At 62.1% G+C, this 23169-nt stretch carries 27 protein-coding genes; 25 read left to right on the top strand and 2 right to left on the bottom strand.

Features of this window, described 5'->3' with window-relative positions; translation table 11 throughout:
• The 3 genes from BP26_RS0119700 to BP26_RS0119690 form a co-directional block, all read left to right on the top strand.
• Positions 1-335, top strand: a 335-nt coding sequence (locus BP26_RS0119700) for an integrase core domain-containing protein (RefSeq protein ID WP_157572656.1), incomplete at its 5' end; no start/stop codon positions are given.
• A gap of 22 nt (positions 336-357) precedes the next feature.
• Positions 358-813 carry a hypothetical protein gene (locus tag BP26_RS27880; RefSeq protein WP_051749198.1) on the top strand — a complete coding sequence of 152 codons (456 nt, stop codon included), beginning with the start codon at positions 358-360 and terminating at the stop codon, positions 811-813.
• A 112-nt stretch (positions 814-925) separates the two neighbouring features.
• Entirely contained in the window at positions 926-2470 is a 1545-nt protein-coding gene (locus BP26_RS0119690) for a terminase large subunit (protein WP_157572655.1), read from the top strand.
• Positions 2471-2488: 18 nt separating this feature from the next.
• Here the strand turns inward: BP26_RS0119690 and BP26_RS0119685 are convergent, their stop codons facing one another.
• Both BP26_RS0119685 and BP26_RS0119680 read right to left on the bottom strand, forming a co-directional pair.
• A complete protein-coding gene (locus BP26_RS0119685; RefSeq protein WP_157572654.1) occupies positions 2489-3436 on the bottom strand; it encodes a hypothetical protein in 948 nt (315 codons plus the stop codon).
• Between the two features lie 234 nt (positions 3437-3670).
• On the bottom strand, positions 3671-4009 hold the full coding sequence (locus tag BP26_RS0119680) for a hypothetical protein (RefSeq protein ID WP_157572653.1): 339 nt from the start codon (positions 4007-4009) through the stop codon (positions 3671-3673).
• A 795-nt stretch (positions 4010-4804) separates the two neighbouring features.
• Between BP26_RS0119680 and BP26_RS0119675 the strand changes: the two genes are divergently transcribed.
• The 22 genes from BP26_RS0119675 (at position 4805) to BP26_RS0119570 (ending at position 23168) form a co-directional block, all read left to right on the top strand.
• Complete coding sequence (locus BP26_RS0119675) at positions 4805-5023, top strand: hypothetical protein (protein ID WP_029922272.1); 219 nt, start codon at positions 4805-4807, stop codon at positions 5021-5023.
• A gap of 2 nt (positions 5024-5025) precedes the next feature.
• Positions 5026-5229: a hypothetical protein gene (locus tag BP26_RS0119670; RefSeq protein WP_029922271.1), complete on the top strand. Its 204-nt coding sequence runs from the start codon at positions 5026-5028 to the stop codon at positions 5227-5229.
• Between the two features lie 131 nt (positions 5230-5360).
• Entirely contained in the window at positions 5361-7739 is a 2379-nt protein-coding gene (locus BP26_RS0119660) for a portal protein (RefSeq protein ID WP_157572652.1), read from the top strand.
• Positions 7675-7902 (top strand): hypothetical protein, encoded by a 228-nt coding sequence (locus BP26_RS0119655; RefSeq protein ID WP_157572651.1) that lies wholly within the window; start codon positions 7675-7677, stop codon positions 7900-7902. The genes BP26_RS0119660 and BP26_RS0119655 overlap by 65 nt, the downstream gene beginning before the upstream one ends.
• A 39-nt stretch (positions 7903-7941) precedes the next feature.
• A complete protein-coding gene (locus BP26_RS29730; protein ID WP_157572650.1) occupies positions 7942-9237 on the top strand; it encodes a hypothetical protein in 1296 nt (431 codons plus the stop codon).
• On the top strand, positions 9234-10028 hold the full coding sequence (locus BP26_RS0119650) for a hypothetical protein (RefSeq protein WP_029922267.1): 795 nt from the start codon (positions 9234-9236) through the stop codon (positions 10026-10028). Before BP26_RS29730 ends, BP26_RS0119650 begins: the two co-directional genes overlap by 4 nt.
• Before the next feature lie 41 nt (positions 10029-10069).
• Positions 10070-10837: a hypothetical protein gene (locus BP26_RS0119645; RefSeq protein WP_029922266.1), complete on the top strand. Its 768-nt coding sequence runs from the start codon at positions 10070-10072 to the stop codon at positions 10835-10837.
• A gap of 177 nt (positions 10838-11014) precedes the next feature.
• Positions 11015-11377 carry a hypothetical protein gene (locus BP26_RS0119640; RefSeq protein WP_029922265.1) on the top strand — a complete coding sequence of 121 codons (363 nt, stop codon included), beginning with the start codon at positions 11015-11017 and terminating at the stop codon, positions 11375-11377.
• 182 nt (positions 11378-11559) lie between these two features.
• Positions 11560-12120 (top strand): hypothetical protein, encoded by a 561-nt coding sequence (locus BP26_RS0119635; protein ID WP_029922264.1) that lies wholly within the window; start codon positions 11560-11562, stop codon positions 12118-12120.
• 184 nt (positions 12121-12304) lie between these two features.
• The gene (locus BP26_RS27875; protein ID WP_051749195.1) at positions 12305-13387 is read left to right on the top strand and encodes a glycosyltransferase family 9 protein; all 1083 of its coding nucleotides are present in this window, start codon (positions 12305-12307) and stop codon (positions 13385-13387) included.
• Between the two features lie 328 nt (positions 13388-13715).
• A complete protein-coding gene (locus BP26_RS29725) occupies positions 13716-14702 on the top strand; it encodes a magnesium transporter CorA family protein (protein WP_029922262.1) in 987 nt (328 codons plus the stop codon).
• A gap of 253 nt (positions 14703-14955) precedes the next feature.
• Entirely contained in the window at positions 14956-15855 is a 900-nt protein-coding gene (locus BP26_RS0119620; protein ID WP_029922261.1) for an LAGLIDADG family homing endonuclease, read from the top strand.
• A 71-nt stretch (positions 15856-15926) separates the two neighbouring features.
• The gene (locus BP26_RS0119615) at positions 15927-16712 is read left to right on the top strand and encodes a hypothetical protein (RefSeq protein ID WP_051749194.1); all 786 of its coding nucleotides are present in this window, start codon (positions 15927-15929) and stop codon (positions 16710-16712) included.
• A 58-nt stretch (positions 16713-16770) separates the two neighbouring features.
• Positions 16771-16968: a hypothetical protein gene (locus BP26_RS0119610; RefSeq protein WP_029922259.1), complete on the top strand. Its 198-nt coding sequence runs from the start codon at positions 16771-16773 to the stop codon at positions 16966-16968.
• A 201-nt stretch (positions 16969-17169) separates the two neighbouring features.
• Complete coding sequence (locus tag BP26_RS0119605; protein ID WP_029922258.1) at positions 17170-17517, top strand: hypothetical protein; 348 nt, start codon at positions 17170-17172, stop codon at positions 17515-17517.
• A gap of 105 nt (positions 17518-17622) precedes the next feature.
• Positions 17623-18237 (top strand): hypothetical protein, encoded by a 615-nt coding sequence (locus BP26_RS0119600; protein WP_157572648.1) that lies wholly within the window; start codon positions 17623-17625, stop codon positions 18235-18237.
• 760 nt (positions 18238-18997) lie between these two features.
• A complete protein-coding gene (locus BP26_RS0119595; RefSeq protein WP_029922256.1) occupies positions 18998-19315 on the top strand; it encodes a hypothetical protein in 318 nt (105 codons plus the stop codon).
• A 99-nt stretch (positions 19316-19414) separates the two neighbouring features.
• Positions 19415-19984: a hypothetical protein gene (locus tag BP26_RS29720; protein ID WP_029922255.1), complete on the top strand. Its 570-nt coding sequence runs from the start codon at positions 19415-19417 to the stop codon at positions 19982-19984.
• Complete coding sequence (locus tag BP26_RS0119585) at positions 19984-20601, top strand: phage adaptor protein (protein ID WP_029922254.1); 618 nt, start codon at positions 19984-19986, stop codon at positions 20599-20601. Before BP26_RS29720 ends, BP26_RS0119585 begins: the two co-directional genes overlap by 1 nt.
• Positions 20601-21245, top strand: a complete 645-nt coding sequence (locus BP26_RS27870; RefSeq protein ID WP_029922253.1) for a phage adaptor protein — start codon at positions 20601-20603, stop codon at positions 21243-21245. The genes BP26_RS0119585 and BP26_RS27870 overlap by 1 nt, the downstream gene beginning before the upstream one ends.
• Positions 21238-21876 (top strand): phage adaptor protein, encoded by a 639-nt coding sequence (locus BP26_RS0119575; RefSeq protein WP_029922252.1) that lies wholly within the window; start codon positions 21238-21240, stop codon positions 21874-21876. Before BP26_RS27870 ends, BP26_RS0119575 begins: the two co-directional genes overlap by 8 nt.
• The gene (locus BP26_RS0119570; RefSeq protein ID WP_157572646.1) at positions 21867-23168 is read left to right on the top strand and encodes a hypothetical protein; all 1302 of its coding nucleotides are present in this window, start codon (positions 21867-21869) and stop codon (positions 23166-23168) included. Before BP26_RS0119575 ends, BP26_RS0119570 begins: the two co-directional genes overlap by 10 nt.
• The last annotated feature ends 1 nt before the right edge of the window (position 23169 follow it).

The following is a 23169-nucleotide window of genomic DNA, read 5'->3' as shown; positions in this document are numbered from 1 at the left end:
AGCCCTTGATCCACCACTCCGATCGCGGGATTCAGTACTGCGCCGAGGACTATCAAAACCTCCACCGGCGCCACGGCCTGACCTGCTCGATGACCGATGGCTACGACTGCTATCAGAATGCCCTGGCCGAACGGGTCAACGGCATCCTGAAAACCGAACTGCTGCTGCAGCGCCCCGCCGACATCGTCCAAGCCACCCGGATGGTGCGGGAGTCCGTGGTCATCTACAACAGCGAGCGTCCCCATCTATCATTGAAAATGAAAACGCCCGATGCGGCGCATCGGGCGTCTTTGGCACATCTTTCGTCCACCCTAGAAGGTGTCAACCCTGGCTAGGACGGGTCAAGGAGGATGTGCCTTGGCCAGGACTTTGAAGGTGGAGGGCGGGGTGAAGAAGGGGCGTGTGCGTGGGGGCAGGGCGCGGGTGGTGGGGGTGGATGACGTATGGGCGGATGAGGTGGGGCCGGCTATTTCGAGTGCGGTGGTTGCGGCGGATGATGCGGGCGTGGAGATGGTGGGTGATGTTGGTGATCATGCGGATTTGCCGGCGGATGAGGCGGCGGCGCGGCTGGCGGTGGTGGAGCCTGGCGGCTTGTCGCCGCTGGCGTATCTGCTGCGGGTGATGCGGGACGAGCGGGAGACGCCGGCGCGGCGGATGGATGCGGCGAAGACGGCGGCGCCGTTCCTGCATCCGAAGCTGGCGACGATGGATGTGCAGTCGGCGGGGCTGGACCGGATGGGGGATGCGTTGGTGGGTTTGATCGAGCGGGCGCAGGCGGATGGGGGCGGGGTGGGTGGCTTGCTTGGGCGCTGAGCGGGGGTGTGTTGCGGGAGGTGCTGGTGTGGTTGCGTGTGAGGGTGCGGTGGTGGAGGTTGTGAGGGATGGCACCGCCGGCGCCACGGAGACTGCGGGCGCGGCGGGGTGTGTGGCCGGTGCCGGTGCGGATGAGGGGGCGAGTGAGGTGGTTGCCGGCAAGGGCGGGAGTGATGCCGCGCTGGATGCGGCGCTGGCGGTGTTGGGGGAGAAGTTGCTGGACCGCAACTGGCGGTTGAGCAATCTGTATTACGTGACGGACAAGAGCGGGCAGCGGGTGCGCTTTGTGCCGAACTGGGCGCAGCTGCGTTTGTTCGATTCGCTGGCGCACCGCAATGTGGATCTGAAGGTGCGGCAGCTTGGCGTCACGACGGGGTATTGCATCCTGTGGCTGGATGCCTGCCTGTTCAACCGGAATCTTCGTGTGGGGATCGTGGCGCACACGAAGGACGATGCGATGATCATTTTCCGCGACAAGATTCAGTTCGCTTACGACAATCTGCCGCCGGAGATCCAGGCGGCAATCTTCGCGCGCAAGCGGGATGCGCATGAGTTGCTGCTGAACAACGGCAGCAGTATCCGGGTGGGGGTGACGTTCCGCTCAGGCACGGTGCAGGTGCTGCATGTGACGGAATACGGGTATATCTGCCAGCGGCAGCCGCAGCGGGCGGACGAGATCAAGACGGGTGCGTTCCAGGCGGTGCCGGCGGACGGGATCATCGTGGTGGAGTCCACCGCCAAGGGGCGGGCGGGGCATTTCTACGAGTTGTGCCAGGGGGCGCAGAAGGGGAATGACTGGCGCTTCCGCTTTTTGCCGTGGTACTGCGAGCCGACGTATGCGCTCTCGCCGGAGCGGGCGATCGAGTACAAGCATGAGACGGAGTACCTGGACAAGCTGGAGGGTTTGATCGGGCAGGAGTTGAGCGCGGCGCAGCGGCAGTGGTGGTGCGGCAAGCATCGCGAGCTGGGCGGGGATGTTTTCGCGGAGTATCCGAGTACGGCGGAGGAAGCGTTCAAGGCTTCGACGGAAGGGGCGTACTATGGTTCGCAGATGCTGGAGGCTTGGCAGGAGAAGCGGATCACTACGGTACCGGTGGATCGGGCTTTGCTTGTCGATACGTGGTGGGATCTGGGCATGAACGATGAGACGTTCGTTTGGTTCGTGCAGCGCAATGGCTACGAGATCCGGCTGGTGGATTGCTACAAGAACAGCGGCGAAGGCTTGCCGCACTACGCGGCGGTGCTGGATGAGTGGCGGCGCGAGCATAGGGTGGTGTTCGGACGGCATATCGCGCCGCATGACATCAATGTGCGGGAGTTGAATACGGGAAAGAGCCGGCTGGAGACGGCGAGCGGGTTGGGCATCCGCTTCGAGGTGGCGCCGATGCTGCCGGTGGTGGACGGGATCGAGGCGGTGCGGGCGGCATTGCCGCGTTGCGTGTTCGACGAGGAGCGTTGCGTCGACGGGATCCGCGGGCTGGAGCATTACCGCAAGGAGTGGAACGAGACGCTGGGGGTGTATCGCAGCCAGCCGCTGCATGACTGGGCTTCGCATCCGGCGGATGCGTTCCGGACGGGACTGAGTTGCGAGGGGATGTTGCAGCAGGTGGTGCCGCGGGTGGCGGCGCGGGAGGTTAGAAGGGAGCGGTGGCGGTAGGGGAATTCATTCCCGCGCTCAGTGACTCTCGATATCCTTGATCATGCGCGTGGAAATGCCGCTTCTTTCGAAGCTGTTGTTGGCTTCCATGTTGATATCGTAGAGCGCCTTGAGGTAGGCGGTATCGGCGGGAGTCAGCGCCAGCGGTTTGGGCCTGGTGCCGCAGGCCGGTGACCACAGGTCCAGGATGCTGGGCAGGTCGCTGCAGTCTTCGAGCGATTGCGGCTGCGACAGGACGAGCATGGCGATGTAGTCGGACACCGGCCCGAGCTCGTAGCCTTCGACCTTGTGCAGGTCGATCACCACCAGTACATGAAAGAATTCGCTGCTGAGGTGGGAGGTCAACCTGCTCCCCGGGTCGCCCGGAGGGGTGCTGCCGTAGGCGCTGTCGATCAAGGCCAGGCCGGAAGCGCCGGGGGCGAGCGCCGAGAACGAGGAGCTTTGGGTGGCCGTGACATACCATGCCTGAATGGGGTGCCGGACAGTGGCCAGTTCCTCGGTCTGGGACGCATAGTGATAGCCGAGCGCCCAGTTGGCGCGCCGGGTGTATTCGTCGAGCAGTTTTTGCGGCTGGGTCGTGAAGGTGATCTGAACGTTGTGTTCGCAGGGCTCTTTGACGGGGGCGCCGACGCTCGCCGCGATCTCCTTTACGCGCGCGGTGACAAAGGCGCTGGACGCATCCGGCAGGCCTGTGGTGTCTGGACATAGATCGGCGCGCCATCGCGCGAGTTGCCCGATGTGGGTGGTCGCTCCGTGCGATGCAACGAATGCGGGAATGATGGTGGCTTCCAGTTGATGCGTGTCGTACCGCTTGGGCGCGGTGACGCCGACCGTATCGAGTTCGGCGGGCGAATCGGAGGCTGCGCTATTCGGCCGCGGTAGCGATTTCTGGGCAAGAGCGTGGCCGGACACGCACAGCATCGCGGCAAATCCATAGATACCGGCCAGAAAAATAGCTCGCGACATCCGAATTCTCCACCAGACGGCTAAATAGTACCCTCTGTTCTTCAGTGCCTTCACAACTTTACAAAGGCTGCGGGGGCGATAAGCGCGTTACTGACTCGTCGTCGCCCAAAATCGCGCATCGCTGCAGGCGGCGATCAATAGCGGGGCGTCTTGTTGATCGATACGCCAAAGTCCATGGCGCAAGGCCGGAGGAGCGTTCCATTGCCGTGGCCGACCCGGATGGTCGGCGGAATGTCAGCAGAAGCGGCCGTGGGATGCGGCGCAGGCGCCGAGATGGAGGAGGGCGGCGTAGCCGTCGTCGTGGGTGTAGGAAGCCGAGGCGGGCTTGGGCGACGGCAGGATGGAGCAGACGGGCTTTTCCGACTTGACGACGGAGGGGGTGGTGCTGGCGCAGTCGGACAGGTTGACAAGGGTGGCTGGGAGGACGGGGCCGCCGAGGGTTTCGGGGGTGGGGGGCTTGGACTGGGCGATGGCCGCGGCGCTGAAGGTGAGCAGGGCGAGACTCGTGATGCGGGCGATGCGCATGGGGTGCTCCGCGGGCGGCTGGCTGGTGCCGGTGGGGGTATTTTGCATGGTTTTATGGTGGGGAGGGTATGGGCTGAGGTGCGTGCTGGTCCCTCGATACACGTCGCTGCGCGACGCACTCGGGACGAACAGGGTTTGGGTGCGAGGTGCGAGACCGCGTGGGCACGCTGCGCTTAGCCCACCCTACGGTGGCTACCGTTTCGGCGAACGATTGGCCGTTCATTCGGCGCAATGCGCTTCGCCCTTCGATACACGTTGCTCCGCAACGCCCTCGGGACAGGCTTATTGCGCCCTTCCCCTCTTCCCCACAGGTGGGGAGAGGGGAAAGATGATGTATTTGCGCGGCGGGAAAGAGTTTGATTGGAGCGGGAAAATAGTTGGGCGAAAGCGCTTGCGGTTTTCGGTAGAGAAGAATATAAATATGTTGTGCTTGTCGTGTTGCGACTGAAGCACAGCGAAGCCCCGCCACCGAGCGGGGCTTTTTCGTTTCACCCCTGTCCTGCTCTGGTGAGCGAGGGGCGCGCCGGTTCGCCGGCGCTTTTATATGAACAGCCGCCTATGGGCGGCTTTGTTGTTTGTGGGGGGTGGTGGCGGAACGCGCAGCGTCACTTTGCCTTGCGGGGCTGCGCTTCGTTGAATGTGCGTGCCCCTCACCCCGGCTCTCTCCCCACAGGTGGGGAGAGGGGGAGCGGCGAGAGTGATTGCTTGCCCCTTCCTCGATACAAATCGCTTCGCGATTCACTCGGGACGTTCGGAAAAGCACACCTGCTTCGCAACGCACTCGGGGCGAACGGACTTTTCTGAAGGCTTCGAGATCACCGATGCAGTGGTAAGGGGGTTGAGATGAAGAAATTGAGTGAGCGGGAGTTGGCGACTTTGCGGACCACTTATGCGGCGGTGATGGTGGCGTTGCAGCGGGGGCGGGTGCCGGTGGGGCGGGAGTTGCAGCGGTTGTTGATGGATTCGTGGGACATCGTGCGGCAGCCTGCGGACCCGGCTGTCGCTTTCAGGACGAAGGAGGCTTCGCCTCTGTTGCTGCCGTTCGGGCCGGGGATGGAGTGAGTATGGAACCTTGCGCGCATGAGTTGGGGTGGAATGGCGGGCTGTTGTCGTTCCGCGTGGAGTATGGCGAGGACTATGAGGCGCAGGTGCGCGCCGCATTGGCGGTCGCCGAAGAATTCGGTACGCCGGTGTGCGGGGTGTGTTGCGAGGAGGAGGATGGGGAGGTGCTGCATATCGCCTACGAGATGCGACAGGTGCTGCATTGAGCGGGCCGGGGGATGTGATCGCTGGGCTGGCGCCGCCGCAGGACAATGCGCCGGCGCGGAGCCCGGATGGATGGCCTTTCCGGCGTGAGTCGCGGCGGGACCGTCGACGCGCGGCGCAGGAGCGGGAGGCGATGCGGCAGGTGCGTGGTGGGGCGGATGATGCGGGTGGTGGGGATGAGGGTTGGGGTGGTGCCGGTGGCGCGGGGGATGACCTGGGCGGCGATGCTGCGCGGGACGGTGGCGCGCGAGGCGCTCGTGGATCTCATCGGTCGCGTGGGCGGCATGAGGCGGATGATGCGCTGGAGGTGAATGCCGCGCGTTATGGCCGGGATGAAGGCGGTGTGTCGGATGTGAGTGGTGCGTTCGATGATGCCGGTGCGGATGGCGAGGGCGGGCGTGGGCGGTTTACCGGGGATGGCGGCAGCGGCTCCGGGGCGGAGGGTGCGGAAGAGGAGCCGGCGCAGGGGAATATGAATGCGCTGGCGGGGTATATCCGCTCTTCGTGGGCGCGGAACAAGCGGGCGCGGGATGTGGTGGAGCATCGGCTGCTGGCCTGCCTGCGGGCGCGGCGCGGGGTGTATGCGCAATCCGAGTTGCAGGAGATGTGGACGGCGGATGCGGGGGACCCGATCTATCTGCCGCTGGCGGCGACGAAGATGCGGGCGGCGGAGGCGGCGCTGCGCGAGCTGCTGTTGCCGGACGGGGAGCGGCCCTGGGGGCTGGATGCTTCGCCGATTCCGGAGTTGCCGCCGGAGGTGGCGGAGCCGATCGAGGAGCAGGCGGCGCTGATGGCGCGGCAGCAGATGTTGCAGATGGCGCGGACGGGGAAGGTGGTGGAGCTGGATCAGTTCGCGGGGATGGCGGCGCGGCTGGGGGCGGAGTTGCGGGACCGGATGCTGGAGGCTGCGCGCAGGGAGGCGAAGGCGCGCGCGGCGCGGATGGAGGATGTGATCGAGGCGCGGATGGAGCGCGGCTCTTATTACAAGGCGATTGCGGAGTATGTGCAGCATTTCTGCACGTATCCGGCGGCGGTGTTGAAGGGGCCTTTCCTGCGGCGGGGCAAGCGGCTGGCTTGGCTGCGTTCGGCGGAGCCGGATGTGGTGTCGGCGCCGGAGCTGACGTGGGCGGCGGTGAGTCCGTTCGATTGTTATCCGGCGCCGGAGGCGGAGAGTTGCCAGGACGGGGATTTCATCGAGCGGATCAGAATGACGCGGGCCGATCTCTACGAGTGCATCGGTACTCCTGGGTATTCCGAAAAGGCGATCCGCACGGTTTTGGAGCAGCAGCAGAGCGGGGGCTTGCGCGCCTGGCTGTGGAGCGATGCGGAGCGGCGGATGCTGGAGGGGGAGACGCACGATACGTGGATCCCGGATTACCTGGTGGATGCGCTGCATTTCTGGGGGAGCGTGGAGGGGCGGGTGTTGCTGGAGTACGGGCTGACGGAGGGGGTGTGCGATCCGCTGGCGTATTACGAGGTGGATGCGGTGCTGATCGGCGCGGAGGTGATCCGCTGCGAGGTCAATGACGATCCGCTGGGGCGGCGGCCGTATCACAACGCGAGTTATGACCCGGTGCCGGGGGCGTTCTGGGGGAATTCGATCTATGACTTGATGCGCGATTGCCAGGCGATGGTGAATGCCTGCGCGCGGGCGCTGAATGCGAACCTGGGGCTGGCTTCGGGGCCGATCATGGGGATCGACATGTCGCAGCTCGCGGCGGGGCAGGACCCGAAGGCGATGCGGCCGCTGCAGATCATCCAGCTGGATCGCTCGCGGGCGCAGGCGGCTTCGACCCCGATCGAGTGGTACCAGGCGGACAGCCGGGCGCCGGAGCTGCTGGCGATCATCGAGAAGTTCGAGCAGAAGGCGGACGACCTGACGGGCATCCCTCGTTATATGTACGGGAACGAGAACATGAACGGGGCGGGGGCGACGGCTTCGGGGCTTTCGATGTTGATGGGGACGGCGGCGAAGGGTTTGCAGCGGGCGGTGGCGAATATCGACCGCGGGGTGATTTCACGCACGGTGGAGGCGGCGTATCTGCACGAGATGCTTTACAACCCGGACGAGTCGGTGAAGGGCGATTGCACGGTGAGCGCGCGCGGCACGGCGGCGCTGCTGATCAAGGAGCATTTGCAGCAGACGCGAACGCAGTTCCTGGCGCTGACGGCGAACCCGATCGACATGCAGATCATCGGGATGAAGGGGCGGCGGGCAGTGCTGGCGGAGGTGGCGAAGGCGCTGGCAATGCCGGTGGACGACATCCTGCCGACGGCGCAGGAGCTGGAGGCGCAGCTCAGTCAGCAGCAACAACCCAAGCCGCCGCAGCCAACGCCGAACGCGGCGCTGCGGGCGGTGACGGAGAAGGGGAAGACGGAGTCGCAGGAGCGGATCGCCGGGGCGCGCATCGCGGGGCAACTGGCGAAGGAACAGATCAAACACGGACATGAATATGTTGCGACTGACGCCGGAGCAGTACCGGACGCTGGCCAACCTGCAGCGGCAGCCTGACGGGCTGGCGTTGCTGGCGCTGTTGAAGGCGGGGCTGGAGGAGGCGCAGGTGGCGCTGCGCACGGCAACCGGGGAGCGGGTGGGGTGGTTGCAGGGGGAGGCGCAGTGCCTGGCGGAGTGGGTGAAGCAGTTTGAGGGGGCGGGGAGGTTGGCGGGGCGGTAGGGGAAGCTGCCTGACGGATAGCGAGTGCGGGGGAGCGATATGGCGGATGACACAAGTGAGACGAATGGGTATCGCGATGGTGGTTTGGGGAATGGAGAGTCGCAACCGGACAGGGCCGCAACCTCGTTTGTCGATTCCGACGGAAATACGCTTTACTACGACAGACAGGGCAATCTGAGACGTTTCGGGTTGCAACTCAATGTTGTTCGACCGAAGCTGGTTTCTACTACGAAGGTCACGCCACCACAGCCTGTCGGCCTTGCGCCTCCGAGCATCGGTTCGAGTGTTTCACTACAGGGCTCCGCCGTTGACTACCCGCCAAGTTATCAGCCGGGTGGCAGCAACTATCAGGCAGCTTCGCGGAAGGCTTTCAGTGACTGCCTGGATCCATTGAACAACAACGATTCGGATGCGATGGCCCGGGCACAACGAGGGCTTCTGGCAAATCCTCCCGATCAACTGAAGCCGGATACCGGCCCGCGATTAAGGGCGTATGACCCTGCCGCCGAAGCCCGGCAAATGAGGCGTCTCGGAGACGGTTTGTTGGGGGCGGTCTCATTGTCGGCAGCGTGGGCCAATGGCCTTGCGACGATGACGGGCAGGGACGAAGAGACCAGCAGCCGGTGGATGGAAGGGGCTGCGGAGCTCGGCTCAGCGTTTGGGTCACTGGCGGAGGGTGGATTGTCGGGTATGCGAAGGCCGAGCGGTGGATTGCCGGCGGAAGCTCCGACAGCAGTGAATGCAGAGATGCCGTATGGCAGGCGTCCTGCAACTCTTCCTTCCGCGGAAGTAGGCATCAAGGAAAAGGGGGCTGCCCTTGAAGCTGCGGCGAAACTGGCCGCCCTTAAGCGTGGGGCCATTCAACTGTTCGATGCCAAACATGGAGGTGACAATGGCTTTGATGTTCCCTATCTCATGCCCACTGAAAATGGGGGAGTGCAACTTCATAATGACGTTGTAAAAGCCTATTCTGGTGATGTTCCCGTGACTGGAAAGGGAAGTCCAACGGAGATCGGTACCAACAGGGTCAATACCAGAGTCAAGAACGAAAAAGTGTTGGCCGACGGGATCGCAAATACACCGATAAACGATAAATTCACGGCACGCTATAAAAAGGAGGCATTGGAGCAATTAAAGCGTGGCGATGTCATTACGAATCTTGTGGGCAAGCCCGGCACTCGTTTTAATCAGCAACACATTGACTTCATCAACAACCAAACACCGTATAAGATGGGGAAAATCTACACGCTTGATCCAATCGTGCCCATCTTTGATGGGGACTCTTACGGGACTTCTTCTATGTATTTGTCTCCCCCTCCTTGGGAGAAGAAATGATGAATCTCTCTATACGTGAGCAATGGTGCGCCGAAGCCGATAAGGGGCTTAAAAGCCCGGAAGGTTATGCCTACGTCCTGGAGCATTATCCGGTGCGGCTGGAGGAAGGGCGGCCAGGATTCGCGGCGTACGTGGAATTGGGCACTGCCCTCGAGATCGGTTTTGCTTACCCGGATCATGAAATGGTGCGGGCATATGCGAGGAGATCTTTCGAGTACGCAAGTCACGGGGTGCAGGAGCCAGTCGGGCAGCAAACCGTCGATGAGCGTGATCGATTCGAGGCGCGGCAGTGCAAGTGTTACGCCGCTGCGATGCTGGGTTTGGCGCCGCTTGATACTTCGTTATTGATTGGGGCTGCTGAGGATCTTCTGATCTGGATGGAAGACGGAATGGTCGAAACCGGCTGGGACGGTTGCGCCCAGTCGGAGTGCCTGGAGGCGGCTAGCTTGTTTTTGCTTGCAGCAGAAGTGCAGAAAGCGAGTGGGTTGCTTTCGAGTAAGAGGCGCTTCAGTCACCATCTGCCCTGGAAGAAGGGGTTGGAGGCGATAGCGCCGGTTGTAGAAAGAGGCGCAGGTGGATTCCTGCCGGGGACTTCTGAGGTGGCACCTTTCGAGGCCTTGTTTCAGCAGCTCCGGCCTTTTCGCCAGCCGGACTGGCTGCACGATAAGACAGTCTCGGTCAATATTCTGCGGCTGGAGATTTGTCTGCTCCGTTATTTGTATGTCACGCATCCGGGGGAGCCGATTGTGTGGAACCGGGTGCTTGAGCAGGTGGGGGATGATGCGGTTTAGTTGCTGGAACTAGCGGCGGAAACTGTTCCTGGGCGAAAGAAATGAGCAAGCGCAGGCTATTGGCGGAGGTCGAAAACACCTTGTTGACTCTGGACATCTCGACGAGTCTGGAGGAGAAGCGGCATGACGATTTGATCAAGCATGAATACCGCATGGCCCGAAGGGACGTGGAAAAGGCGCGAGTTCCTTTGACGGAACTGGGTATGTATGAGCAGGTGAAGGCCGTGATCGATACGGCCGAGGATTTTCTCAAGCGTCGCCAGTTCGCTGAAGCACACGCACTTTTTTACAAGACGTATCGGGAGCTCATGGGGAAGTCCGGCACGGATGAGAGGAACAATCGCCGGTACGGCAAGAAGGATGGGCAAGCGCAGAACGCGGCGATGGTGGTGACGGCGGACGGGGTGGAGGAGTGGGGAGTGCTGGCGCCGGACGGATATGCCGGGGCGTTTCTGAAGTCGGTATCGACGGCTGAGCGGGATCGTGTGTTTTTGGTGGCCAACGATCTTGCCTTTTTGCGGCAGGATGTGTTCATGGCGGAGGTGGATCCGTCGGAAGGTACGGGCAGGGAATTGGCGGCGGTGTTTCAGAAGCTGCGGGATGCGATTGTGCGGGCGGAGCCGCAGTTGCAGAAGTTGGGTGTGTGCCGGATGTTGCTAGGTGCCTTGCAGCATGCAGAGTCGCTGATCAGTGAGGGTGAACTGGCGGAGGCGGGGCAGATGCTGGAGGTGGTGGAGCAGGCGTTTGCCGGCAGGTTCGGCATGAAGGCGGCGCGGACGGGGGATGTCGGGCTTGGGGGTTTGCATTAGGCGGTGGTTGAATTTTTTTGAGGGCGCGCGTTGCGCGGAAGGCGGATTATGACCAGCGGGAATTCCCGTGGGACGCTTCGCGAATCCGCAGGCGATTAGTTATGGCAATACGATACTCCGGCGGTGGGATCAGATGGCGAAACTTCTGAACATCGATGCAGATGCCGAGCAGAAATAATGCGTAGGAAAATCGCTTCGTTGGTTACGGCTTTTCTTTCCGTTGCCGGTATTTGTGCCGTGTTGGCCTCGTATGTGTTTTGTTCTTCCTGGTACGCGGAAGATGAGCTTCGGGATTTGTTCGACAACGATGATGCGATGCTTGTGGCAATTCTTGCTGTAGTCGCGATGTTGTGCATCGGGGCCTCGTTGATTTCCGCTTTAAGGAACGGGCGCGGATTACTTTGGCGTGGTTTTCTGGCGGCGATACTGGTTGTGGCAGTTACGCAGTTTCTTTTGCTGGAGACCCGGTCGATGTGTTTGTCCTTGCCGGGATTTTTCGGATCTGGACATTGGGTTATGCGGGTTGAGTCGAGCGGGTGATTGCGACTCGGCCGAGGATTCTCGTGGAGGAGCACTTCGTCGCGGCACGATACCTGGGGCATGGGCAAACTCAGCGATTGATGCGCTTCGATGCGCTTAGCACATCCTACGGGGCTATTTGTCTATCCGATGGATAGCATGGTGATTCCGAGGCAGCCGATTCCGGGCAAGGATGAAAAACAATGAACTCGCTGGCTTTTGTGTTGTTTGGCAAGGATACGTTGGAAGAGGTGGAGATCGGGTACGGGGCGCCCCACCGGGAGCAGTGGTCGCTGGAGCGGCATCCGGGGCTGAGGATGTATATGAGGGCGCTAGGTGGCGAGGAGGGGGCGTACCGGTATCTGTATCCCGATCATCTGAAGCTGCTGTATGCGCGGTTCGCGGCGGCCAATCCCGGTGGGATGGTGATGGGGGTGGATGATGTGGTGGAGGCGGCTTACGAGCGGGAGCATGGCTTGACGTCGAAGCAGGTGGAGGCTTTGACGGAGCAGGATCTTTTGTATGTGCCGGTGACGAGTGAGGGGGAGTTGGTGGGGCTTCCTTATCTGAGGCGTTATTTGCCGGAGGTGTTTGAGCCGGCAATGGTGGGGAGGATGCAGGCGGATCCGTGGCTGGATGCGCACTTGCTGGAGCGCGCGCTTGGGGCAGGGGCGGTGCCGGATGGCCGGGAAATGCATCCGCGCTGGTCGCCGGAGTGGCGGGGGTATTGCGACCGGCTGAGGCCGTCGGCGGGTTTGGTGTAGTCGGCTGCGGCTGGCGGTTGGGGCGGGTTTGCGGGGTTTTTGGTTTACAAAAGGGGTGGGAGTTCTGGGGCTGGGACCGGGGTTGGAGCGGTTTTGGCCAGGTGCTTTTGTTGCGGAAAAGTTGCATTCTGTGGGTCTCAATTGTCGGGGGCGGGGCATTTCCATGTCCCGATCAAGGACTTAGATGGATTTGGCACACGGTAGTACGGTTGCGCTGGTGCGGCGTGGTCACCTGGGGGATGTGTTGTCCTGCCTGCCGATGATCGCGATGATCAAGCGGCAGCGGCCGGATCTGAGGATCTGCATGGTGGCGGCGGCTTATACGATGCCGCTGCTGGCGACGTGCGAGTGGATCGATGAGGTGATCGAGGATCAGGCGGTTTTGGCCGATCCGGCGATTTTGAGCCGCCATGGGGTGAATGCGTTCATCAATCCGCTTTCGGATGAGGCGATGGCGCGGGCGGCTTATCTGGCGAAGGTGCCGATCCGGATCGGGGATGTGGAGCGGCCGAAGTGTCTGCCGTTCAGCAACCGGTTTGTGTGGAGCCGCCGGAAGTGGTCGGGGCTGCATGAGGCGCAGATTGTGTTGCGGCATTTGAAGCCGCTGGGTCTGGAGTCGCGGCTGCCTTTGTCGGAGTTGAAGGCTTTGACGCGGTTGTCGCGGGTGTCGCCGCTGGATGAGGTGTTGCGGCACCGGCTGGATGGGGCGGCGTTCAATCTGGTGATCCACCCGAAGTCGAACAAGAATGCGCGGGAGTGGCCGGCGGGGCATTTCCTGAGGCTGGTGCAGTTGCTGGAGGATGCGCCGGTGCGGTTTCTGCTGACGGGGGTGGAGGCGGAGCGGGCGGAGCTGGAGGCGGAGTGCCCGGCGTTGCTGGCGCATGAGAAGGTGGTGGTGTTGATGGGGGCGACGGCGCCGGCGCAGTTGATTTCGCTGATTGCGCATGCGGATGGGCTGGTGGCGAGCAGTACGGGGCCGCTGCATATCGCGGCGGCGCTGGGGATTCATGCGCTGGGCTTGTTTCCGCGGCGGGCGGCGATGGATGCGCAGCGCTGGCATCCGCTGGGGGCGAAGGCGGAGTCGTTGCAGTTGCCGGGGAGTTGTGCGTTTCCGAAGAGCGCCTGCAAGCAGGATGGGGTGCGGCAGAATTGCCGCTGCATGCTGGGGATCACGCCGGAGAATGTGGCGGGACGGGTGCGTAGCTGGGTGGGTGCGCGCGAGGTGGCGGTGGTGGATTTGGGAGGGGCGGTTGCGGCGGCGGGGTGAGTTGGCCGTTGGCCGTTGCATGGGGTTGGTGACGAGACCCGGTTGTCTTCGGCGAGGGGCGTGATCGATGCGCTTCGCCCGGATCAAGTCCGGGGTGAGCACATCCTGCGGTGGGTTTGGTTGAATTTTCATATGGCTGCGGATAGCGGCCTGGTCTCTCCGTCTGCGAGGGACTTTGTGGTACTGAAGTAAATCCCGATTTTTTTGGAGCGCACCCGGAAGGGATAGCGCAATGCGCCCGTGCACCCGGAAGGGAGAGCCTGGGCTTCGCGCGTGGGCGTTGCCACGCATTGACATGACAGCCTTTGGGGCACATGGAGAGGAGACGATGGCGAGATTGCCGGGACCGTTGAAGCGGAAGAGTGAGGATGCGGATCTGGCGCAGCGGCTGCGCGCGGAGAATCTGACGCGGTTGCGGGCGGCGCAGGGGGCGGCGGCGACGCCGGCGCCTGTGGCTGTGCGCGGGGCGGCGGAGGGGGCCGTGGAGCAGGCGCGGGCGGGACACGCTGAAGTCGCGGCGCCGGAGGCGCCGGAGGCGGCGGGGACGGATGAGGTGGAGCGTTTGCGCAGCCGTGTGTCGACCAGTGAGGGAATGTTGCGGGCGGAGAACGACCGGCATCGCCAGGCGGAGGATGCCTGGCGGCGGCGGGAGGCGGAGCTGCTGGAGCGGATGTCGGTGGTGCAACGACAGGCCGCGGCGCCGCTGTCTGCGGATGAGTTGCGGCGGTATGTGACGCCGCAGCAGTTGCAGGAGTTCGGCGAGGAGCATTGCCGCTTTCTGGTGGAGACGGTGCGGGCGGCTTCGGGTGAGCTGACCCGCGGTGCGGTGCAGGAGGAGGTGGCGGCGATCCGCGAGGAGTTGCGGGCGCATCGGGCGGAGTTGCAGCGATCGAAGGAGGCGGGGTTCTGGGCGGCGGTGAATGCCGGCCTGCCGCGCTGGCGGGAGATCAATGCGAACGCGGAGTTCCTGAAGTGGCTGAACGAGCGTGACCCGTTGGCGGGCCGCACGCGTCAGGAGGTGCTCAACGAGGCGCGCGGGATGCTGGATGCGGATCGGGTGCTGGCGATCTTCAACGCGTGGGGGCAGTCGCAGCAAAGACCTTCGGGACGGGACGCGTCGCGTCGCGTGATTCCGAATGGCAAACCTTCGGCCTCGCTGCCGAGCGAGGCGCCGGCGGAGACGGTGGTTTCACGCGCCTGGATTGCGGAGCAGAACAGGCTCTACAGCCAGGGGCATTACCGCAGGCGTCCGCAGGAGTGGCAGGCGATTCAGGAAACGATCGACAGGGCTGCGGGGGAGGGGCGGATCCGGTAGGGACGCTCGACCGCGGCACTGCATTATTTGGAGACTATAGAGATGGCAACAGTTGGAATTCCCCGCGCGAGCGGGTATGCGGACTATTCGTCCGGTGGTACCTCGGGTTTTGTGCCGGAGTTGTGGAGCACGAAGCTGACGACTAAGTTTAATTAATAGGACTTAGTAAAACCGATTCTGAATAACTGGAACTGCACTATAGTGTGTGGAACCAGATCGAAGTGACGAATGGCTGAGGGACAGGCAAGCGCCAATGCTCAGTGAAAAGTACATAGCTGGCTTTCTGGATGCGGATGGAAGCATTCATTTGCATCTCGTGAAAGAGACTTGGAAACCACAAATCAATGTTTCTTTTTCGCAGAAGGTCGGTAAGGACGAGGTATTGCGATTGATTCAACAACGTTTCGGTGGTGTTTTGACCATCGAGACGATCAAGCAGGCGGAATACGCGCGATTGGATATACGCGGCAAGCTTGCCAAGATGATGCTGAATACGATCGCGCAGCATTTGGTCATTAAACGCCACTACGCTTATGCGCTACTCGAGCGAGAACAGGCGGTTGTCGGTGACCGGGATCAACTGCGTCAATGGATGAAGGAGCAGCGCAAGCTTCGCAGCCTTCCTCTGCCGAATTTTCCAAGCCGAAAGTGGTTGGCGGGGTATTTCGACGGAGATGGTTGCGTTTCGGTGATGAAGATCACGTCGCTAGGGGCGGCCTACCTGGTGGCGACGATAGCTTGTGCCGATTACGACACTGAAGGCCTGGAAATCATCCAGAAAAACTTCGGAGGCGTGATTTATAACATGGCGAAAGGGCGGTGCCGGCAATGGCGCCTGCTTGCCCAGCCATCGAAGGTCAAGGATTTCTTTGGCTATTTCGGAAAACATTCCATTGTGAAAAGGCAGGAGATTCAATTCGTCCTTGGTTGCGCCGAGATGGGACATTTCCGCGACGGAGAACGCATCAAGTCGGCATTGAAGCAACTGAAGTCACACGAGCACAGACTGAGTGAATCGGCATCTGAACCTGCATCATTGCTCAAAACAATTCGCGATCTTCCTGTGCAACGCAGGACCGATTACGGCGAATTTGTTCGCAATGAGCGGGGCCATATCATCGGCAAGATGAAGCGACAGTCGGACGCGGCCTAGCTGCCGCGCGCTATAACACGACCGTTTTCGGGGAGATCAGTAACTCCGATTACGAGGGGGAGATTTCCCGCATGGGGGATGTGGTGCATATCCGGCGCACGCCGGATATCACGGTGAGTCCTTACCAGGTGGGGATGACGATCAGTTACCAGGTGCCGGATGTGCAGGCGACGGAGCTGGTGATCGATCAGGGTCTGTACTGGGCGTATCAGATCGATAACGTGGATCGTTATCAGTCGGATATCGATCTGATGGATGACTTCACGCAGGATGCGGTGCAGAAGACGATGGAGCAGCAGGATTCGACGCTGCTGTCTTCGATCCACGGGCAGGTGGATGCGGCGAACCAGGGGGCGGCGGCCGGTGCGGTTTCCGGCGATGTGAATCTGGGCGCGACGGGTGCGGCGCTTTCGGTGACGAGCGAGAACGTGATCGATTCGGTGCTGCTCTCGGCGGGCCAGATCCTGGATGAGGCGAAGGTGCCGCGCGATGGCAAGCGCTGGATCGTGCTGCCGAGCTGGATGATCCGCAAGATGAAGAATTCGGAGCTGAAGTATGCCTACGAGACGGGCGACGCGGTGTCGCCGCTGCGCAACGGCCGCGTGGGGCGTACGGACGATTTCATCATCTACCAGAGCAACAACATCGTGCCGGTGACGGATGGGGCGATCAAGGGTTACAACTGCCCGTTCGGCCACCCGGCGGGCCTGACCTGGGCGAGCCAGTTCATCGACACGGATGCGGTGAAGCTGGTGAACCAGATCGGTACTGGCGTGTATTCGGTGTGCGCTTACGGCTTCAAGGTCACGGAGCCGAGTTACGTCGGCAACGTGTACGCGACGCCGGGCGTGGGCTAGGCCTTTTTGGTCCGCCGTGTTTCGGCACGGCGGGCCATTTTCTTTCGAGGAGGATTTCATGAAGCAAGAGACGAACGAGTCGCGGCCGAAGTGGCTGCATGGCACGAACCAGGGGCGCGTGGAGGTGGTGGTGCGCGGCCCGGGCGAGACGAGCGAGGGTTCGGGGGCGCCGAAGGGCAAGGCGCGCATCGCGATGGGTGTGCCGGTGAAGCTGGCGTGTGAGCAGGATGAGAATGAGGGTGGGTATCGCCGTTAGATGTCGGCGGTGAGGTGAGGGAGGGGCCGGCTTATGCCGGCCCCTTTTCTTTGGGCGAGGGGTGCGCCTCAAAGAAAAGGGGAGTCGAGGGCGAGATGAATTGGGGGCGGTGTTTGTCTTTGAGGACTAGCCGCGTTGAATCAGAAGTGATATTCATACAGTACTGTTGATCCTGAAAATTAAATAAAATCTGGCATCTCCATGAATGCATTCGATATTAAGCTTGGGATCGTAGTGCGTGCCAAACACGGAATCATTGGAATCGTTTGTTCCAAAGAGGGCAGGCCGCCGGAAGATTGGATTGACGAACAAGTTGACTCTCAAGAGATCAGGGGACTGGGACAGACTGAATGGTGGGGCATCCTGCTTTTCACTGGGGGTTATGCGCTCAGCCCTGGGCCGATGCTGGAATATTTGCGGGAGGCCAGCTACGACGATTTCTTGAGTGCCGTCGATACCGCGAACGTTTCGGGCCGGAAGCATTTAGCGAAGGTTTTTCCTGCTTATGTTGATCGTGTTCTCGCCGAGCGGCGGGACGGCGCTGCCTAGAAAATGGAGTACGGCAAATCGCTTGGGCGTTTTGGGGTGCGGACCGAGATGTGGAGCCGCTTATCAATCTTTATCAGCGGTATGTCGAGACGGTGGGACCTTCTTATGAGTCTCAATAAGTTCGCTGCGGTGGTGATGGGCGCGATGATGGCTGTGATGGCGCTGGCGGGCGCGCCGGTGTGGGCTGGGTCGGATGCGGGCGTGGAGCTGGTGGATGGCGCTACGAAGGTGTCCATCGCGGTGAAAGGGGATGCGCATCAGGGAGGGGAGGCGTTGCGGGTCGCCGTTGTGTCGGATGGCCGGTCTGCTGAGTGGTCGTACGACAATGTTTGGCTGGATCCCGAGCGTACCGGCAAGTTGGGCGCCGAGATCGCTGGGACCAGCCGCGGCAAGGTTCTCCTGGTTCACGCTTATAGTGGCGGTGCCGCTTGCTGCTGGTCCCTGCTGGCTTTTGATCTGGGCCGGCTCAAGCCTCTGGGGGAGTCTGTGCCCAGCCAGGGTTCGATCGAGATCCTGAAAGGGAAACACGGCTGCGCTCTTGGGGCGTCGTCGGTGCCGGTTGCCACGGGTGGCCCAGGCCATGGTGGCGAGCGTACTTTCTATTGCTTTGATGGGGAGCGCTTCGTGAAATCTTCGGGGGGCGGAAGGAAGGAGGCTTTGCCTGGATCGGATGGGGCCGATCCAGGGCGGGAGAAGGGTGGCGAAGGGCCGGGAGCGTGACGGTGGGGGTATCGATGTCGGCCATCAATCCATTGGCCAGGTTCGCAAGCGGGAGGGCGTGGTCCACGCATACTCGGATGCTATTTGCCGCGCTTGTTGGCCTTCATTCCGCGGCGGCAATGGCCGTGGATTGCAAGTTGCTGGATGAGAAAGGCAGGCGGGCGGGTGGGCTAGTTCAATCACATGAGTCGGGACGGGTGACGATAGGAAAGGGACGGGTGGCGTTCTATAGCGCACCGGACCTGAGATGTGTGAAAGCGGATGTGTTCGTTCTGCCGAATGAGTCCTTGAACGCGTATTCTGTGGTGGGAAAATTCACGTCTGTTCTGTATATCAATCCAAAAAACGGGGATGAAGCCGATGGGTGGGTGCTCAGTTCGCGTCTGAAGGCGACCGGTTGGGGAATCGGGCCGAACTGATACGGCGGGATGTTCCGGTGTCGGCTTTGATGGTTTGATGAAATTGAATTGGATGGGGCTGGCTTATGCCGGCCCTTTTTCTTTGGGGCGACGGGTGTGCTTCAAAGAAAAAGGGGATAGGAGGACGCATGGGCGAAGGCGATGAGGGTACGGCTGCTCTGATGGATCGCGATTATCGGTAGAAATCGCCAGGGCTTCCCCGTCGTTAGACTGGATCAGGTGACCGGGTGGAATAACAATGAAAATGCGGGATATCGAAATCAGCCCACGAATCTTTTTATGATCAAGGGAACGAAGAGTCCGAGCGTGGTGCCGGTCTCGCCAAAATGGGAGCAAAAGTGATGGGTTTCAGTCTTGAGGATATCAATGGCGAAGTGGTGCATATGGTGCAGGCTTGCCGTGCGCTGATCTCCCAAAACTTTCTGTATGTGGCGATAACGCCTGAAGAGGGCTCCTGGTTGCTGACGTTTGCGCTGGAGTCGGAAAGCGCAAGTGACCGGGAGGCGATCGAGGACATCGAAACGAACTTTGAGGTGTTGCATGATCGGGCCCCGGAATTCCGGGTGGAGATCAAGGTTGCCCCTCGGGATCCCGCTCCACCTGGATATCCGGCGCGTTTGATCTGGGTGCGCAAGCGGGAGTATCCGGCTGAGGAATAGCGTGGCCTGAGTGGGTTTGGTTGTTGTATGAGGCGGCGTGTGCCGCCGGATTACCGAGGGGCTGGCAGTTTGCCAGCCCCTTTTTTATTGGAGCGAACGATGCCTTCGATTCTGACTCATCCGCTGGCGCCGGCGGCCCAGGTGCCAGCGGCAGTGGGGAATACGCCGAAGTATCTGGTGCGTAGCGACGGGATGGTGACGGTGTATACGGCGGCGCTGGCGAAGCTGCCGGGTTTTACGCCTACGGATGTGTTGCCGGCGGCGCATGTGGCGGCGACGCGGGCGGCGGCGCAGCGGGATGCGGTGACGTTGCGGGCGCGGCAGGCGCACCAGGCGCGGATGGAGGCGCTGGAGTCGGCACGGCGGGAGCGGGTGGCGGCTGCGGGGAAAGGTGGGGTGCAGGCTGGCGGCGTTGCTGCGGGGGCGGGGTCGTCCGCTGTTGTGGCGCCGGTTGCGGCAGCGGCGGTTTCTGGTACGCCGGTCGGGAAGGCGGTGGTTGCATCGACAGCGGTAGTGCCTGCGCTGGATATCGGCAGTGCGGACAAGGCGGCGTTGAAGACGTTCTTTGCGCAGCACGGGGTGAAGGCTGATTTGCGCCGGCCGGTGGAGGAGCTGCGGGCGGTGGCGCATGAGGCGGCGCGCAAGGGCCGCGCGGCGGGAGGGGCGTGATGCAGGCAGGGGTGGTGGTGACGCGGGTGCGGGCGACGCTGCTGGATCCGGGCGGGGTGTACTGGCCGGATGCGGAGTTGTACGACTACTTGTCGGCGGCGCAGACGGCGGTGGTGAATCTGAAGCCGGATGCGTATGCGCAGACGGTGTTCGTGTCGCTGGTGCCAGGGGTGTTGCAGGCGATCCCTGCGGATGGTTCGCAGTTGCTGGATGTGGTGCGCAACGCGGACGGGACGGCGATCCGGCAGATCGATCGCAATGCCTTGAGCCATGCGAATCAGGGCTGGGCGTCGGGCGGGCAGACGGCGGTGTTGCACTTCATGCCGGATCCGCGGAATCCGCTGCGCTTCCATGTGTTTCCGCCGAGCGACGGGAATTCGAGCGTGGAGGTGGTGTATGCGGGGACGCCGCCGCGGGTGACGCAGGCGGGGGACAGCCTGGCGCTGGCGGATGTGTATGAGTCGGCGCTGCATGCGTATGTGTGCGCGCTGGCATTCGCGAAAAACACGGATCGCGGCGACCTGGCGAAGTACCAGGGGTTCATGGGGCAGTTTTATCAACTGGTGAGCGGCAGGTCTCAGGCGCAGGTGGCCGAGGCGCCGACGGGAGGGGGGTGATGCCGATTGCGGTGGCGGATGTGCTGGCGCGGGTGAGCAAGACTTTGTACGACGAGACGAAGGTGGTGTATGCGCAGCAGGAGTTGCTGGATCACCTGAATGCGGCGGTGGCGGAGATCGTGCAGCTGGATACGAAGGCGTACATGGTGAATGCGCCGCTGCAGTGTGTGCCCGGGACCTTGCAGAGTCTGCCGGGGGATGCGGTGGCGCTGGTGGATGTGCGCTACAACTGCGATGACGGCGGGGTGGCGGGACGGGCGATCACGGCGGTGGGGATGGAGCAGTTGCAGGCGGCGCGGCCGGATTGGCATCGCTCGTCGCCTTCTTCGGTGTGTCGGCATTACGCGGCGGATGTGCGCGATCCGAAGCGCTTTTATGTGTGGCCGCCGCAGCCGGATCCGCCGGGGCTGGTGATGGTGGTGTACCAGGGGGTGCCGGACGATGTGGGTCTGGGGGACGATTTCCCCTTGCCGGATCTGTATGCGGAGGCGGCGTACCTGTTCGTGCTGTATCACGTGCTGCTGCGGCGGGATCACGATGCGGATCCGCAGCGGGCGATGGTGTTTTACCAGATGTTCATGACGGAGCTGGACCAGGACGTGAAGAACATCAGCGCCATCCAGGCGGGGAGGGCGGATGTCTGACGTACAGGATTTGTTTACGGAGATCCGCCGGGCGGTGAAGGGGTGCCCGGAGCCGACCTTGCAGGATGCGGTGATCCGCGCGGCGCGGGCGTTCTGCTCGGAGACGTGGATCCTGCGGCGGGTGCAGGCGTTCACGGCGGTGGCGGGGCAGCAGGTGTATGCGGTGCAGGCGCCGGACAACGAGGAGGTGATTGCGCTGAAGCATGCGCAGATCCAGGAGCTGGCGCCGGGGGCGTCGGTGCATCCGTTGCGCTTTGTCTATCCGACCTTGGTGAATCCGAACGTGGGGATGCGGCGGCCGAGCGGAATCTGCTTCGTGCCGTACAGGGGGATTGCGCTGGTGCCGGTGCCGGACGATGCGTATCCGGTGCAGGTGGAGGTGGTGACGCAGCCGGTGGTGGGGACGGCGCAGGTGCCGGACGAGCTGGCGGTGCGTTATGACCGGGCGCTGGGGTACGGGGCGCTGGAGTGGGTGCTGCGCATGCAGGGTGACCCCTGGTACAACCCGCAGGCTGCGGACGAGTACGGGATGCTGTTCAACCAGGAGGTGGTGAAGGCGCGCGGCGAGGCGGCGTTCGATTTCACGCCGGGGCAGCGGGGCTGGGTGGGGCGGGGGTTTGCGTGGCGATGATCAATACACAATCCGGTGCGGGTGGTTTTGTCGAGTTGACGGCATCGCCTGAATTTTTCACGGTTCAGCCTTCCGTGTCGGGGACGGTCTTGTCCTTGTCGTGGGATGAGGTTCCGGATGCGATCGATTATTCGGTCTATTGCGGCGTTGATCCTTCGACCATGGCTCTGATTGAGCAGGTCGATGATACGGGTTGCGCGATAACGATGGCCTCGGGGACAAATTATTTCCAGGTCATTGCCCGCTTCAGCAGCCGGTCGAGTATTGCGTCCGTAATTGGCTCCGCAACGGGGGGCGGGGGTGGGACTCCTCTTGAGTTCTCCCTTGCCTGGACTGGCCCGGCTCCGAGTGCCAGCCCGTTCGCTGGAACTCCCGACTGGCCGATTGCCTATCCTGTTCAGCTGCCGTATGTCCCGGTGTCCGGAGTCACGCTGGGGAAATTCCCCCCGGCCTCCAACCCTTGCGGGACGATGGTTTACCAGCCGGGCATCTTCGAAGTCGACATCAGCAGCGGGGTGCCTCCATACAGCCTTTCGCTCGATCTTGCCGGCAACGGAGGACAGTATGCGACGGACGGCATCACACAGGTCAGTGATACCTCTTTCCAGTTCGATCTGTTCAGCACCCTTCAGCAAGCGTCCGGCATCGCAGTCCCCGTATTGGTGGATGTCTCGGATTCCGCGGGCAGTCACTCGGTTGTTCAGATCAACCTCATCGATGTAAATAGCTCGGCGGTGTTCTTCACCTCCCCTGCCAGCGGCAATGATTGGTCGGTACATGACTACCTGGATGTGACGTTCAACGTTCCGGACCAAAAGATTCTTCAAAGCAGCGGGACGGATTTTTTCCAGGCATCCCCGCGGCCAAACGTATATTGGGAGGAATTTATCGGGGCCCTGAGTGCCGATGGTACTGGTCCAATTCCTGGCCCGGAGATAAACGGGAACGCCTTCTATTGGTTGCCGCAAGGGAAGCTGGCAGTTAACGGCGATGAAATCGATGTGCCGGGCTGGGGGCCCGGCACCATCCTGAACCACGCGCTCAATACGTCTACAGGGGACTATTGGATCGGGGCAAACGGGGCATGGGCTTTTGCTGGAAACCCCGCCACGGGAGCGAACCCCACGACCAATGTGGCGCCTTTCGGCGGCGTCGGCGCAATGACGCTGAACCTGTTGAGTCGTCAGGATTCCGGATCGGATTCCAGCGGCGGCGAAATCGTTACCCGGGTGGCCTCCGCTGATTTCGGTTACGCCATTCCCAATGGCTTTGTCTCTCTGCAAGGAGACTGAT

The organism is Nevskia soli DSM 19509 (assembly GCF_000711955.1).
Taxonomy (GTDB): domain Bacteria; phylum Pseudomonadota; class Gammaproteobacteria; order Nevskiales; family Nevskiaceae; genus Nevskia; species Nevskia soli.
This window is presented reverse-complemented; position numbering and strand designations above follow the sequence as displayed.

Coding starts and splice junctions, on each gene's coding strand:
- BP26_RS0119685 (WP_157572654.1), bottom strand. CDS start 3,436: ATGTCGCGAGCTATTTTTCTGGCCGGTATCTATGGATTTGCCGCGATG.
- BP26_RS0119680 (WP_157572653.1), bottom strand. CDS start 4,009: ATGCAAAATACCCCCACCGGCACCAGCCAGCCGCCCGCGGAGCACCCC.
- BP26_RS0119675 (WP_029922272.1), top strand. CDS start 4,805: ATGAAGAAATTGAGTGAGCGGGAGTTGGCGACTTTGCGGACCACTTAT.
- BP26_RS0119670 (WP_029922271.1), top strand. CDS start 5,026: ATGGAACCTTGCGCGCATGAGTTGGGGTGGAATGGCGGGCTGTTGTCG.
- BP26_RS0119660 (WP_157572652.1), top strand. CDS start 5,361: ATGCGGCAGGTGCGTGGTGGGGCGGATGATGCGGGTGGTGGGGATGAG.
- BP26_RS0119655 (WP_157572651.1), top strand. CDS start 7,675: ATGAATATGTTGCGACTGACGCCGGAGCAGTACCGGACGCTGGCCAAC.
- BP26_RS29730 (WP_157572650.1), top strand. CDS start 7,942: ATGGCGGATGACACAAGTGAGACGAATGGGTATCGCGATGGTGGTTTG.
- BP26_RS0119650 (WP_029922267.1), top strand. CDS start 9,234: ATGATGAATCTCTCTATACGTGAGCAATGGTGCGCCGAAGCCGATAAG.
- BP26_RS0119645 (WP_029922266.1), top strand. CDS start 10,070: ATGAGCAAGCGCAGGCTATTGGCGGAGGTCGAAAACACCTTGTTGACT.
- BP26_RS0119640 (WP_029922265.1), top strand. CDS start 11,015: ATGCGTAGGAAAATCGCTTCGTTGGTTACGGCTTTTCTTTCCGTTGCC.
- BP26_RS0119635 (WP_029922264.1), top strand. CDS start 11,560: ATGAACTCGCTGGCTTTTGTGTTGTTTGGCAAGGATACGTTGGAAGAG.
- BP26_RS27875 (WP_051749195.1), top strand. CDS start 12,305: ATGGATTTGGCACACGGTAGTACGGTTGCGCTGGTGCGGCGTGGTCAC.
- BP26_RS29725 (WP_029922262.1), top strand. CDS start 13,716: ATGGCGAGATTGCCGGGACCGTTGAAGCGGAAGAGTGAGGATGCGGAT.
- BP26_RS0119620 (WP_029922261.1), top strand. CDS start 14,956: ATGCTCAGTGAAAAGTACATAGCTGGCTTTCTGGATGCGGATGGAAGC.
- BP26_RS0119615 (WP_051749194.1), top strand. CDS start 15,927: ATGGGGGATGTGGTGCATATCCGGCGCACGCCGGATATCACGGTGAGT.
- BP26_RS0119610 (WP_029922259.1), top strand. CDS start 16,771: ATGAAGCAAGAGACGAACGAGTCGCGGCCGAAGTGGCTGCATGGCACG.
- BP26_RS0119605 (WP_029922258.1), top strand. CDS start 17,170: ATGAATGCATTCGATATTAAGCTTGGGATCGTAGTGCGTGCCAAACAC.
- BP26_RS0119600 (WP_157572648.1), top strand. CDS start 17,623: ATGAGTCTCAATAAGTTCGCTGCGGTGGTGATGGGCGCGATGATGGCT.
- BP26_RS0119595 (WP_029922256.1), top strand. CDS start 18,998: ATGGGTTTCAGTCTTGAGGATATCAATGGCGAAGTGGTGCATATGGTG.
- BP26_RS29720 (WP_029922255.1), top strand. CDS start 19,415: ATGCCTTCGATTCTGACTCATCCGCTGGCGCCGGCGGCCCAGGTGCCA.
- BP26_RS0119585 (WP_029922254.1), top strand. CDS start 19,984: ATGCAGGCAGGGGTGGTGGTGACGCGGGTGCGGGCGACGCTGCTGGAT.
- BP26_RS27870 (WP_029922253.1), top strand. CDS start 20,601: ATGCCGATTGCGGTGGCGGATGTGCTGGCGCGGGTGAGCAAGACTTTG.
- BP26_RS0119575 (WP_029922252.1), top strand. CDS start 21,238: ATGTCTGACGTACAGGATTTGTTTACGGAGATCCGCCGGGCGGTGAAG.